The following is a 13,656-nucleotide window of genomic DNA, read 5'->3' on the forward strand; positions in this document are numbered from 1 at the left end:
GCGAGCAACCAGCCACGACCCGCACCCGACACCAGCACGGTCGCCCCACGGCGAGTGGTCGACCCGACCGGATCGACCCGACCAGACCCGACCAGAAGGGACCCGGCGCTATGACGCAGCCCGCCTCACCCGCCCGCCCGGCGGAGCCCAAAACCGCGCCGGCCCCACAGCCCAGCGCCCTGAAGACCCTGCGCCTCGACGTACGGACGCTCTCCCTCCTGGGTGTCCTCGCCGCCCTGATCATCGTCGGCGGCATCACCCAGCCCGACTCCTTCCTGGACACCGACAATGTTCAGCTGATCCTGACCCAGGCGTCCGTCATCGGCGTCGTCACCGTCGGCATGACCTTCGTGATCATCTCCGGCGGCATCGACCTCTCCGTGGGCGCGATCGTCGCGCTCGCCAGCTGCTGGGCGACCACGGTCGCCACCCAGGAGTACGGGTTCATAGGCATCCTCTTCACCGCGGTCGTCGTCGGTGTGGGCTGCGGCCTCGTCAACGGTGTCCTGATCGCGTACGGCGGGATGGTCCCGTTCATCGCCACCCTCGCCATGCTCGCCTCCGGGCGCGGTCTGGCCGAGCAGATCACCGACGGCAAGACCCAGGTGGTCACCGTCGACAGCGTGCTGAAGCTCGGCGAGCGCGACGCCTACGTCTTCGGCATCCCGCCGCTCGTCCTCGTCTTCGCCGCGGTCACGATCGTCGGCTGGCTGGTTCTGAACCGCACCACCTTCGGCCGCCGCTCCGTCGCCGTCGGCGGCAACGCGGAAGCGGCCCGGCTGGCCGGCATCGACGTACGCCGTCAGCGGCTCTACCTCTACCTGCTGTCCGGCCTGTGCTGCGGCATCGCCGCGTTCCTGCTCATCGTGCTCGCCGGGTCCGGCCAGAACACCAACGGCAACCTGTACGAGCTCGACGCCATCGCCGCCGCCATCATCGGCGGCACCCTCCTCACCGGTGGCCGAGGCACCATCGTCGGCTCCGTCCTCGGTGTCCTGATCTTCACCACGATCACCAACATCTTCGCGCTGAACAACCTCCAGAGCGACGTCCAGGAGATCGCCAAGGGCGCGATCATCGTCGCGGCGGTCCTGGTCCAGCGACGTACGGCGAACACGCATTCCTGATCTCTCTCACACCCGATCTCAGCCCCGGGAAGGGACGACGCCATGCCAGAGACCACGAGCCGCAGAGGACTCCTGTTCGGCGCGGCAGCAGCCGTCACCGCAGGCGGCCTGCTCACGGCCTGCACCAGCAACGAGCCCAGCGACGACAAGGGCGACAGCAGCAAGGCCGCCGACCAGCCGGTCGCCGACGACAAGCCCGGCAAGCAGGTCACCATCGGCTTCGCCGGACCGCAGGCCGACCACGGCTGGCTCAACGCCATCAACGAGAACGCCAAGGAACGGGCGAAGAAGTACTCCGACGTCACGCTCGAGGCGACCGAAGGTTCGAACGACACGGCCGCGCAGATCGGCCAGGTCGAGACGCTCATCAACAAGAAGGTCGACGTCCTCGTCATCCTTCCGGCCGACGGCAAGGCGCTCACCCAGGTCGGGCTCAAGGCGATGCGCGCCGGGATACCCGTCGTCAACCTCGACCGCATCTTCAACACCCCGCAGGCGTACCGCTGCTGGATCGGCGGCGACAACTACGGCATGGGCCTGAGCGCCGGCAACTACATCGGCGAGAAGCTCAAGGACAAGAAGAACGCCAAGGTCGTCGAGCTCGCCGGGATCGACAACCTCGAACTGACCAAGCAGCGCACGCAAGGCTTCGACGACGCGCTGAAGAACTACCCGAACATCGAGAAGGTCGCCCGGCAGGCCGCCGAGTTCACCGTCGAGTCGGGCCAGGCCAAGATGGCCCAGCTCCTCCAGGCGCAGAAGAGCTTCGACGCGCTGTGGAACCACGACGACGACCAGGGCGTCGGCGCCCTGCGCGCCATCAAGCAGGCGGGCCGCGACGACTTCCTGATGGTCGGCGGCGCGGGCGCCCTCTCCGCCATGGAGGCGATCGAGGCCGACGACAGCGTCCTGAAGGCCACCGTCCTCTACCCGCCGACCATGGCCGCCTCCGCCATTGACCTGGCCCGCGCGCTCGGCCAGGGCAAGGGCATCAGCGGCATGGCCGAGTTCGAGATCCCCGCCCACGTGACCCTGTTCTCCGCCGTCGTCGACAAGGAGAACGTCGCCAAGTACATGCCCACCGGATTCAAGTGACGGGCGCCGGCACGAGGCATCGGGCGATCACCGCGTGGACCAGGAGGACTTCCGCATGGCAGGCAGCAGCACGGGTACGACGGCTCGGGTTACGGGCGGCGACGACGGCGACGGAGACGGCGGGGTGAAGCCGGTCCTCGGGGTCGGCATGATCGGCTACGCGTTCATGGGCGCCGCCCACTCCCAGGGGTGGCGCACCGTGGGCCGGGTCTTCGACCTGCCGCTCACCCCGCGGCTCGCCGCGGTCTGCGGCCGTGACGGCTCCGCCGTGCGTGCCGCCGCCGACCGGCTCGGCTGGGCCGCCGCCGAGACCGACTGGCGTGCCCTGATCGAGCGCGACGACGTCGACCTCGTCGACATCTGCACGCCTGGCGACAGCCACGCCGAGATCGCCGTCGCGGCGCTCGAAGCGGGCAAGCACGTGCTGTGTGAGAAGCCCCTCGCCAACTCCGTCGACGAGGCGGAGGCCATGACGGAGGTCGCCGAGTCGGCCGCCGCGCGCGGCCAGGTGGCTATGACGGGCTTCAACTACCGGCGCGTCCCCGCCATCGCCCTCGCCCGGCGCATGGTCGCGCAGGGCCGCATCGGGACCCTGCGCCACGTTCGCGTCAGCTACCTCCAGGACTGGCTCGTCGACCCGTCGTTCCCGCTGACGTGGCGGCTGCAGAAGCCGTACGCGGGCTCCGGCGCACTCGGCGATCTCGGCGCCCACGCCGTCGACCTCGCCCAGTACGTGGCGGGCGAGCCGGTCGCGGGCGTCTCCGCGCTGACGGAGACGTTCGTGCGGGAGCGGCCCCTGGTGGAGGGAGCGTCGTCCGGCCTCTCCGGGACCGGGGGCGGGAAGCTGGGGCAGGTCACCGTCGACGACGCGGCCGTCTTCACCGGCCGCTTCGCCTCCGGCGCCCTCGCCTCCTTCGAGGCGACGCGGTTCGCGACGGGCCGCAAGAACGCGCTGAAGGTCGAACTCAACGGCGAGCGCGGCTCGCTCGCCTTCGACTTGGAGCGCCTGAACGAACTCTCCTTCCACGACCAGACCGAACCCGGGGTCAGCGCGGGCTTCCGCCGCATCCTCGTCACCGAACCCGACCACCCCTACCTGGAGGCGTGGTGGCCGCCGGGCCACGGCCTCGGCTACGAGCACACCTTCGTGCACCAGGCCCGCGACCTCGTCCACGCCATCGCGGAGCGCGCCACGCCCGCGCCGTCGTTCGCCGACGGCCTCCAGGTGCAGCGCGTCCTCGCGGCGGTCGAGGAGAGCGCGGCGAAGAACTCCGTCTACACCCCCGTCCAGGCTTGAGGAGGCCCACGACCGTGCCACGCCAGTTCACCCTGTTCACCGGCCAATGGGCGGATCTCCCGCTCGAAGAGGTCTGCCGCCTGGCCCGCGACTTCGGCTACGACGGCCTCGAACTCGCCTGCTGGGGCGACCACTTCGAGGTCGACAAGGCCCTCGCCGACCCGGGGTACCTCGACTCGCGCCACGCGCTGCTCGACAAGTACGGCCTCAAGTGCTTCGCCATCTCCAACCATCTGGTCGGCCAGGCCGTCTGCGACGCCATCATCGACGAGCGGCACGAGGCGATCCTGCCCGCCCGCATCTGGGGCGACGGGGACGGCGAGGGCGTACGACAGCGCGCGGCGGCGGAGATCGCGGACACAGCCCGCGCGGCGGCCGCCTTCGGCGTCGACACCGTCATCGGCTTCACGGGCTCGTCGATCTGGCACCTGGTCGCCATGTTCCCGCCGGCCCCCGAGTCGATGATCGAGCGCGGCTACGAGGACTTCGCCACGCGCTGGAACCCGATTCTCGACGTGTTCGACGCCGAGGGTGTGCGGTTCGCCCACGAGGTGCACCCGAGCGAGATCGCGTACGACTACTGGACGACGCACAAGGCTCTTGAGGCGGTCGGCCACCGCCCTGCCTTCGGCCTCAACTTCGACCCGTCGCACTTCGTGTGGCAGGACCTCGACCCGGTCGGCTTCCTGTGGGACTTCCGCGACCGGATCTACCACGTCGACTGCAAGGAGGCGCGGCGCCGCCTCGACGGCCGCAACGGGCGCCTCGGCTCCCACCTGCCATGGGGCGACCCGCGCCGCGGCTGGGACTTCGTCTCCGCCGGTCACGGGGACGTGCCGTGGGAGGACGTCTTCCGGATGCTCCGCTCGATCGACTACCAGGGGCCGATCTCCGTGGAGTGGGAGGACGCCGGGATGGACCGCCTCCAGGGCGCTCCCGAGGCGCTGAGCCACCTGCGCAAGCTCGACTTCGAGCCGCCGAGCGCGTCGTTCGACGCGGCGTTCAACAGCTGAGCCGTCCGGCCTGGCAGACCTGTTTGTCCGGCGGGCCGAACGCCTTTGTCCTGCACTGGGGAAAAGCTGAACCAGTTGTGACGCAAGGGCTGTTCGGCCCGGACAAACAGAGTTAACGTCCCTGTCACACACGCCTCCGGGGTGACGGCGCACCCCGGCGCCCGCACCGCACGTCTCCGCACCCATTCCGTACGGCCCACCCCGTTCCCGGAGGGACTTTCGTGCACAGCAGCAGAAGCAGAAACCGCAACGGCACCACCACCAGGCGCTCCAGACTCCGCACCACGATCGCCCTGCTCACCGGCTCCGTCCTGGTCGGCTCCTCGCTCGCCCTCGTGCCCGGCACGGCCGTCGCGCACCCGGACCACCCGGACGTGCCCGCCGCCGAATCCGACTTCCAGCAGGTCACCCTCGCCAAGGGCGCGGACGAGACCGGCGAGCCGATGTCGCTCGCCGTGCTGCCGGACCGCAGCGTCCTGCACACCTCCCGCGACGGCACGCTCCGCCTGACCGACGCGGGCGGCTCCACCTCCGTCGCCGGCAAGCTCGACGTGTACGACCACGACGAGGAGGGCCTCCAGGGCGTCGGGATCGACCCGGGCTTCGAGGACAACCGGTTCATCTACCTCTACTACGCGCCGCCGCTGAACACCCCGGCCGGTGACGCGCCGGAGAACGGCACCGCCGCCGACTTCGCCCCGTTCGACGGCGTGAACCGGCTCGCCCGCTTCGTCCTCAAGGAGGACGGCACCCTCGACAAGGCGAGCGAGAAGAACATCCTCGAGGTCAAGACCTCGCGCGGCACCTGCTGCCACGTCGGCGGCGACATCGACTTCGACGCCGACGGCAACCTGTACCTGTCGACCGGCGACGACACCAACCCCTTCGCCTCCGACGGCTACAGCCCCCTCGACGAGCGCGCCGACCGCAACCCGGCCTTCGACGCCCAGCGCAGCTCGGGCAACACCAACGACCTGCGCGGCAAGGTCCTGCGCATCAAGGTCAAGGACGACGGCTCGTACGACATCCCCGAGGGGAACCTCTTCGCGCCGGGCACCGAGAAGACCCGCCCCGAGATCTACGCGATGGGCTTCCGCAACCCGTTCCGCATCAGCGTCGACAAGCCGACCGGCACCGTCTACGTGGGTGACTACGGCCCGGACGCCGGTGCCGCCGACCCCAAGCGGGGCCCGGCCGGACAGGTCGAGTTCGCCAAGATCACCAAGGCCGCGAACTTCGGCTGGCCGTACTGCACCGGTGCCAACGACGCCTACGTCGACTACGACTTCGGTACCAAGGTCTCCAGCGCCGCGTTCGACTGCGACGCGCCCAAGAACACGTCGCCGAACAACACCGGTCTCACGGACCTGCCGCCGGCCCAGCCCGCCTGGATCCCGTACGACAACGCCTCCGTGCCCGAGTTCGGCTCCGGCTCCGAGTCCCCGATGGCGGGCCCGGTCTACCGCTACGACGCGGACCTCGACTCCCCGGTGAAGTTCCCCGAGGAGTACGACGGCGACTTCTTCGCCACCGAGTTCGGCCGCCAGTGGATCAAGCGGATCGAGCAGGACGGCTCCGGGAACGTCTCGAAGATCAACGACTTCCCGTGGTCCGGCACCCAGGTCATGGACAGCGCCTTCGGCCCCGACGGCGCCCTCTACGTCCTCGACTACGGCCTCTCCTGGTTCGGCGGCGACGAGCACTCGGCGCTTTACCGCATCGAGAACGCGACCGGCGGCCACTCGCCGATCGTCGAGGCCAAGGCGTCCAAGACCTCCGGCCAGTCGCCCTTGCGCACCAACTTCACGGCGACCGGCACCGACGCCGACGACGACCCGATCACGTACACCTGGGACTTCGGCGACGGCACCAAGGGCACGGGCCCGAACCCCAGCCACACGTACCGCAAGGACGGCACGTACGTGGTGACGGTCACCGGTGACGACGGCACGGGCCGCACCGGCTCCGCCAACGTCCGCATCGTCGTCGGCAACACCGCCCCCTCGGTGAAGTTCCAGAACCCGCCGAACGGCTCGCTGTTCAAGTTCGGTGACACGATTCCGTTCAAGGTGGCTGTGAGCGACCCCGAGGACGGCACGATCGACTGCTCCAAGGTCACCGTGCGCTACCTCCTGGGCCACGACAACCACGCCCACGCCATCACCTCGGCCAACGGCTGCGAAGGCACCATCACCGCGCCCGCCGACGCCGAGCACGACCCCAACGCCAACATCTACGGCGTGCTCGACGCCGAGTACACCGACGGCGGCGGGAACGGCCAGGCCGCGCTGACCACGCACGACCAGGTCCAGCTCCAGCCGCGCCACCGCCAGGCCGAGCACTACACCGAGCAGCAGGGCACCACGCCGCAGAACAAGACCCAGGCCAACGGCGGCCGCACCGTCGGCGACATCAACGACGGCGACTGGATCTCCTTCTCGCCCTACAACCTCACCGGAGCCAAGAAGCTCACCGCCCGGATCTCCTCCGGCGGCGCGGGCGGCTTCCTCGAGGTGCGCGCAGGCTCGGCGACCGGCACCCTGCTCGGCTCCACGACGGTCCCCGTCACCGGCGGCTGGGAGACGTTCCAGAACGTCGACGTGCCGCTGCGCAACGTCCCGAAGAAGACCACCGACCTGTACCTCGTGTTCAAGGGCGGTGACGGCGCGCTCTACGACGTCGACGACTTCGAGATCAGCGACGACGCCCCCGTGAAGGGCGCCAAGCGGGTCCTCGTCTTCTCCAAGACGGGCGGCTTCCGCCACGACGCGATCCCCGAGGGCATCGCGGCCCTGAAGGAACTCGGCGCCTCCAGCGACATCACGGTCGACGCCACCGAGTCCGCCGCCCAGTTCACCACCAACAACCTCGCCCGCTACGACGCGGTCGTCTTCATGTCGACCACGGGTGACGTCCTGAACGACGCCCAGCAGAAGGCGTTCGAGGAGTTCATCGCCAAGGGCGGCGGCTACATGGGCGTCCACGCCGCCGCCGACACCGAGTACGACTGGTCGTACTACGGCGGCCTCGTCGGCGCCTACTTCGACTCGCACCCGGCCATCCAGAAGGCCACCGTCCGCGTCGAGGACACCGCCAACCCGGCCACCGCCCGCCTCGGCCAGGCCTGGGAGCGCACCGACGAGCTCTACAACTACCGCACCAACCCGCGCGACAAGGTGCACGTCCTCGCCACCCTCGACGAGACGACGTACCAGGGCGGGAACATGAAGGGCGACCACCCGATCGCCTGGTGCCAGAGCTACGGCGGCGGCCGCTCCTTCTACACCGGTCTCGGCCACACGAAGGAGTCCTACGCGGACGACGCCTTCCGCACCCACCTGCTCGGCGGCCTGAAGTACGCCGCGGGCCAGGCCAAGGCGGACTGCAAGCCGAACAAGAGCTACCGGTCGGTCTTCAACGGCCAGTCGCTCGACGGCTGGAAGCAGGCCGGCCCCGGCACGTTCTCCATCAAGGACGGCACCCTCAACTCCGAGGGCGGCATGGGCCTCCTCTGGTACCAGGCCAAGGAGCTGAAGTCGTACTCCCTCAAGCTCGACTGGAAGATGCAGGGTGACGACAACTCCGGGATCTTCGTGGGCTTCCCCGCCTCCGACGACCCCTGGTCCGCGGTGAACAAGGGCTACGAGGTCCAGATCGACGCCACCGACGCGGTCGACCGCACGACGGGCTCGATCTACACCTTCAAGGCCGCCAACATCAAGGCCCGCGACCAGGTCCTGCGCCCGCCGGGCCAGTGGAACTCCTACGAGATCAAGGTCCAGGGCGAACGCCTCCAGGTGTTCCTCAACGGAGTCAAGATCAACGACTTCACCAACAAGAACCCCGAGCGAAGCCTCGCGGACGGCTACATCGGCATCCAGAACCACGGCGACGCCGACCATGTCTCCTTCCGCGACATCCAGCTCAAGGAACTGCCCCCGCCGGCCGAGTGACCAGGAGCCGCCCGTGCCGGGCGACCTGAGTGTGCCCGGCACGGGGGAGCGACCTGGGACCGTCCGTCCTGGAGCGGGTGGCTAGGAACCGCCTGTTCCGGGCGGGCGCCGGCAACCGCCCGTCCTGGGGCGAGTGACCAGGAACTGCCCGTCACGGGCGACCAGAACGACGGTGGGCGGAGGACGCCGGACCTCCGTCCACCGTCCCCACCAGACCCGGCCGGGGCCCGAGCGACCTGGCCGGCTCCGGCACCAGGCATGCCCGTACCGGACGCGACCCCGCGCCCGGCGGGCATGGCCACCGCTCACACCCGTACCGCGTACGACCCCGGTTCGTGTTCGACCCCGGTTCGTTCGACAAGGAGGCTGCCCATGTCCGCCGAACCGTCCCCCGCCGCTCCTCTCACCTCCCCGACGCCCACCTCTCCGGCCCCCACCTCTTCGGCCCCCACCTCCTTGACGCCCACCTCTCCGGCCCCCACCTCCGCGCTCGCGCCCTCCTCGTCACCCACTCCGCGTTACGGCGTCTGGCTCGTCGGAGCCCGCGGCTCCGTCGCCACGACCGCCGTCGCGGGGTGCGCCGCCGTCGCCGCGGGCCTGCACCCGCCGACCGGCATGGTCACCGAGACCGCCCCCTTCGCGGAGGCCGGTCTGCCAACGTTGTCGTCGCTCGTCTTCGGCGGCCACGACACCGTCGACTGCCCGCTGCCGAAACGCGCCGAACACCTCGCCGCGGGCGGCGTCCTGCCCCACGGCCTGCCCTCCGCGACCGCCGCCGAACTGGCCGCCGCGGACCGGGAGATCAAACCCGGCGGCCCACTGCCGGGCCGCGACGACGACCGCACGCAGGACGAGCTGATCACCACCTTCGCCACCGACATACGTGACTTCATCCGCGCCCAGGACCTGGCGGGCGCGGTCGTCGTGAACGTAGCCTCGACGGAACCGGCCCCGCAGGCCGACGACCTCCTCCCGGCGAGCTCGCTCTACGCCGCCGCCGCCCTTCGCGCGGGCTGCCCCTACGTCAACTTCACCCCCTCCACGGGCCTGCACCACCCGTCCCTGGCATCCGAGGCGGCCACCGCCTCCGTTCCTCACGCGGGCCGCGACGGCAAGACCGGCCAGACCCTCCTGCGCTCCGTGCTCGGCCCGATGTTCCTGCAACGCGCCCTCGCCGTACGCGCCTGGTCCGGCACCAACCTGCTCGGCGGCGGCGACGGCGCCGCCCTCGCCGACCCCGCCGCGGCCGCCGCCAAGAACGCCGGCAAGGAACGCGTCCTCGCCGACACCCTCGGCGGCGCCCCCGAGGGCCAGGTCCACATCGACGACGTGCCCGCGCTCGGCGACTGGAAGACCGCCTGGGACCACATCGCCTTCGACGGCTTCCTCGGCGCCCGCATGGTCCTGCAGACCACCTGGCAGGGGTGCGACTCCGCGCTCGCCGCGCCCCTCGTCCTCGACCTGGCCCGCCTCCTGCTGCGCGCCGCCGACCTCGGCCTGACCGGCCCGCGCCCGGAGCTCGGCTTCTACTTCAAGGACCCGGACGGCGACGCCTCATCGGCGCTCGGCGAACAGTTCGCCGCGCTGGTGGACTTCGCCCAGCGACTGCGGGACCCACGATGAGCGCGGGGCGACGACGTGCCTGGGCCGAACTCCTGCGCCTCCCGGCCCTGTTCACCGTCCCCGGCGACGCCCTCGCGGGCGCGGCGGCGGTCGGCGCCCGCCCCGGCCGCTCCACCTTTCTCGCCATCGGCTCGTCCCTGTGCCTGTACGAGGCGGGCATGGCACTCAACGACTGGGCGGACCGCACCGAGGACGCCGTCGACCGCCCGCACCGCCCGATCCCGTCGGGCCGCATCCACCCCACGGCGGCCCTGACGGCGGCGGGCGCGTTCACGGCGGCGGGCATCGGCCTGGCCTTCCGCGCGGGCCGCACCCCGGGAACCCTGAGCGCGGCACTGGCGGCAACGGTCTGGGCATACGACCTGGGCCTGAAACGAACCCCGGCCGGCCCCGTGGCGATGGGCGCGGCCCGCGCCCTGGACGTACTCCTGGGAGCATCGGCCTCCGGCTCGGGCTCTGGGTTCGGGTCCAGCTCGGGCTCCGGGTTCGGGTCCGGGGCCGGGTCCGGCTCCGGGTCTGGGTCCGGGTCCGGGTCTGGGTCCGGCGCCGGACTCGGGTCTGGCTCCGGCGTCGGGTACGGCTCCGGGGTCGGGTCCGGGTCCAGCTTCGGGTCCGGGGCCTGGTCCGGGTTCGGGTCTGGGGCCTGGTTCGGGTCTGGCTCCGGCGTCGGGTCCGGCTCCGGTGAAAGGGCCCTGAACGCGCGGCCGGACGCGAGCGCGGCCAAGGTGTCGGGGCTCGGAGCGGATCGCGATCGGCGCTCCGGCCGCGACCTTTCCGCGCTGAGCGCAGCGATCCCCGCCGCTCTCGCCCTGGGCGTCCACACCGCCGCCGTCACCACCGTCTCCCGCAACGAGACGACCGGCGGCGCCCCCGGCGCGCCCGCCGCGGCGCTGGCCGCCACCGCGCTTCTGACCAGGCACCTTCTCAAGCTCCCGGCGGGCCGAGGCGCCGCAGCCCTCCTCGACCTGCCGGGTCCCACCGCATACGCGGCCACCACCGCACGCCCTCTCCTGCACGCCCTCCTCAATCCGTCCCCACCCTTGACGCAACGCGCCGTCGGCGCCGGGATCCGCGCCATGATCCCGCTCCAGGCCGCCCTGGCAGCCCGCGCGGGAGCCCCCCGAACGGCTCTGGCCACCGCTGCCCTCGCCCCCTTGGCCCACCGCTTCGCGAAGAAGGTGAGCGTCACATGACCCCGTATGAACCGCGCAGCCCGCGCTGGGGCTACGGCACCAACGGCCTCACCGACCTCCGCCTCGACGACGCCCTCGCTCTCCTCTCCGACCTCGGCTATGACGGGGTGGGACTCACCCTCGACCACATGCACCTGGACCCGCTCACCCCCGACCTCGCGGAACGCACCCGCCAGGTCGCCCGGCTCCTGGAGCGGTACCGCCTGACGGCGACCGTCGAGACCGGCGCCCGCTACGTCCTCGATCCGCGCCGCAAACACGGCCCCTCCCTCCTCGACCCAGATCCGGACGCCCGGCGGGCCCGCGCCCGGCTGCTGATCCGCGCCGTCCAGGTCGCCGCCGACCTGGGCGCCCACGCGGTGCACTGCTTCAGCGGCATCACCCCCGACGGCACGGACCCGGACACCGCGTGGAAGCTGCTCGCGGACGAACTCGGCCCGGTCCTGGACGCCGCCACCACCGCCGGTGTACCGCTCGCCATCGAGCCCGAACCCGGCCACCTCCTGGCGACGCTCGCCGACTTCCACCGGCTGCGCCACGCCCTCGGCAGCCCCGACGCGCTCGGCCTCACTCTGGACATCGGCCACTGCCAGTGCCTGGAACCCGACCCGCCGGCCGACTGCGTCCGCGCGGCGGCGCCCTGGCTGCGACACGTGCAGATCGAGGACATGCGGCGCGGTGTCCACGAGCACCTGCCGTTCGGCGAGGGCGAGATCGACTTCCCGCCGGTCCTGGACGCCCTCGCCGCCACCGGCTACCAGGGCCTGACCGTGGTCGAACTGCCCCGGCACTCCCACGCGGGCCCCCAACTCGCGGCCGAGGCGATCCAGTTCCTGAGGGAAGTAAGCCGAGAAGCAGCGCAAGGAGGCCGCGCATGACCGCGCCCACCACCGTCGCCGCTCTCCGCGCCCACCTCGACGGCGCCCTGACGGGAGCCGCCCGCGCCTGGCTGGACCAGGCACTGGCCGAGGCCGCCGCCCACACCGGCCCCCGGAACGAGAAGGCACCGCCCACATGGGAGCTGCGGTTCGCCGAGGCGGGCCGCCGCACCGGCCAGGACCACGCCGACGCCGCCCGCGTCCTCCTGCTGCACGCGGCCCGCGCCGACCTCGCCACCCTCACCCGCGTGTACGCGCAGGGCACCGCCGCCGAGCGCCGCGCCGTCCTGACGGCCCTGCCCCACCTCGTCCCCGGACCGGAGGGACTGCCGCTGGTCGAGGACGCCCTGCGCACCAACGACACCCGGCTCGTCACCGCCGCCGTCGGCCCGTACGCCGCCGAGCACCTGCCCGCCCACGACTGGCGCCACGCCGTCCTGAAGTGCCTGTTCACCGGCGTGCCCGTCGAGGCTGTCGCAGACCTGCCGGGCCGCGCGGCAGCGGATACCGAACTCGCGCGCATGCTCGACGACTTCGCCCAGGAGCGCACCGCCGCCGGCCGACCCGTACCCGAGGACCTGCACCGCGTGCTGAGCCTGACGGCCGGCGCGAAGAAGGAGTCCTGATGCGCATCTTCGACCCCCACATCCACATGACCTCGCGCACCACCGACGACTACCAGGCCATGTACGCGGCCGGGGTCCGCGCCCTGGTCGAGCCCTCCTTCTGGCTCGGCCAGCCCCGCACCTCGCCCGCCTCCTTCTTCGACTACTTCGACGCCCTGCTCGGCTGGGAACCCTTCCGCGCCGCCCAGTACGGCATCGCCCACCACTGCACGATCGCCCTCAACCCCAAAGAGGCCAACGACCCGCGCTGCACCCCCGTCCTCGACGCCCTGCCGCGCTACCTGGTCAAGGACAACGTGGTAGCCGTCGGCGAGATCGGCTACGACTCCATGACCCCGGCCGAGGACACCGCGCTCGCCGTCCAACTGCAACTCGCCGCCGACCACGAACTGCCCGCCCTGGTCCACACCCCGCATCGCGACAAGCTCGCCGGGCTGCGCCGCACCCTGGACGTGGTCCGCGAGTCCGCGCTGCCCGTCGAGCACGTCCTGGTCGACCACCTCAACGAAACCACCGTCAAGGACGCCAAGGACGCCGGCTGCTGGCTGGGCTTCTCCGTCTACCCCGACACCAAGATGGACGAGGACCGCATGGTCGAGATCCTGCGCCTCTACGGAAGCGAGAAGGTCCTCGTCAACTCGGCCGCCGACTGGGGCAAGAGCGATCCGCTCAAGACACGCAAGGTCGCCGACGCGATGCTCGCCGCCGGCTTCACCGACGATGACGTCGACCAGGTCCTGTGGCGCAACCCGGTCGCCTTCTACGGCCTGAGCGGCCGCCTCCAGCTCGACGCGGCCGCCCCACCGGAGGCGACCCACGAAGGCAACTCCATCCTGCGCGGCGGGGCGTGA

At 71.4% G+C, this 13,656-nt stretch carries 10 protein-coding genes; all 10 read left to right on the top strand.

Translation table 11 applies throughout. From position 1 onward, the window contains the following. Nucleotides 1-110: 110 nt before the first annotated feature. Nucleotides 111-1,127 (top strand): ABC transporter permease, encoded by a 1,017-nt coding sequence (locus ACH4RC_RS02880; protein WP_398194271.1) that lies wholly within the window; start codon nucleotides 111-113, stop codon nucleotides 1,125-1,127. 42 nt (nucleotides 1,128-1,169) lie between these two features. Beyond that, on the top strand, nucleotides 1,170-2,222 hold the full coding sequence (locus ACH4RC_RS02885; RefSeq protein ID WP_398194274.1) for a substrate-binding domain-containing protein: 1,053 nt from the start codon (nucleotides 1,170-1,172) through the stop codon (nucleotides 2,220-2,222). A gap of 55 nt (nucleotides 2,223-2,277) precedes the next feature. After that, complete coding sequence (locus tag ACH4RC_RS02890) at nucleotides 2,278-3,519, top strand: Gfo/Idh/MocA family protein (RefSeq protein ID WP_398194276.1); 1,242 nt, start codon at nucleotides 2,278-2,280, stop codon at nucleotides 3,517-3,519. 14 nt (nucleotides 3,520-3,533) lie between these two features. After that, nucleotides 3,534-4,532, top strand: coding sequence for a sugar phosphate isomerase/epimerase family protein (locus ACH4RC_RS02895; protein WP_398194278.1), 999 nt, complete (start codon nucleotides 3,534-3,536; stop codon nucleotides 4,530-4,532). A 221-nt stretch (nucleotides 4,533-4,753) separates the two neighbouring features. Beyond that, nucleotides 4,754-8,485: a ThuA domain-containing protein gene (locus ACH4RC_RS02900; protein ID WP_398194281.1), complete on the top strand. Its 3,732-nt coding sequence runs from the start codon at nucleotides 4,754-4,756 to the stop codon at nucleotides 8,483-8,485. 372 nt (nucleotides 8,486-8,857) lie between these two features. Further along, nucleotides 8,858-10,108, top strand: a complete 1,251-nt coding sequence (locus tag ACH4RC_RS02905) for an inositol-3-phosphate synthase (protein ID WP_398194284.1) — start codon at nucleotides 8,858-8,860, stop codon at nucleotides 10,106-10,108. After that, nucleotides 10,105-11,301, top strand: a complete 1,197-nt coding sequence (locus ACH4RC_RS02910; RefSeq protein WP_398194286.1) for a UbiA family prenyltransferase — start codon at nucleotides 10,105-10,107, stop codon at nucleotides 11,299-11,301. The genes ACH4RC_RS02905 and ACH4RC_RS02910 overlap by 4 nt, the downstream gene beginning before the upstream one ends. Further along, complete coding sequence (locus tag ACH4RC_RS02915) at nucleotides 11,298-12,179, top strand: sugar phosphate isomerase/epimerase family protein (RefSeq protein WP_398194287.1); 882 nt, start codon at nucleotides 11,298-11,300, stop codon at nucleotides 12,177-12,179. Before ACH4RC_RS02910 ends, ACH4RC_RS02915 begins: the two co-directional genes overlap by 4 nt. Continuing rightward, the gene (locus ACH4RC_RS02920) at nucleotides 12,176-12,805 is read left to right on the top strand and encodes an EboA domain-containing protein (RefSeq protein WP_398194290.1); all 630 of its coding nucleotides are present in this window, start codon (nucleotides 12,176-12,178) and stop codon (nucleotides 12,803-12,805) included. The genes ACH4RC_RS02915 and ACH4RC_RS02920 overlap by 4 nt, the downstream gene beginning before the upstream one ends. Continuing rightward, nucleotides 12,805-13,656 (top strand): TatD family hydrolase, encoded by an 852-nt coding sequence (locus tag ACH4RC_RS02925; RefSeq protein ID WP_398194293.1) that lies wholly within the window; start codon nucleotides 12,805-12,807, stop codon nucleotides 13,654-13,656. Before ACH4RC_RS02920 ends, ACH4RC_RS02925 begins: the two co-directional genes overlap by 1 nt.

This window comes from Streptomyces sp. NPDC016845, assembly GCF_044332585.1.
Taxonomy (GTDB): domain Bacteria; phylum Actinomycetota; class Actinomycetes; order Streptomycetales; family Streptomycetaceae; genus Streptomyces.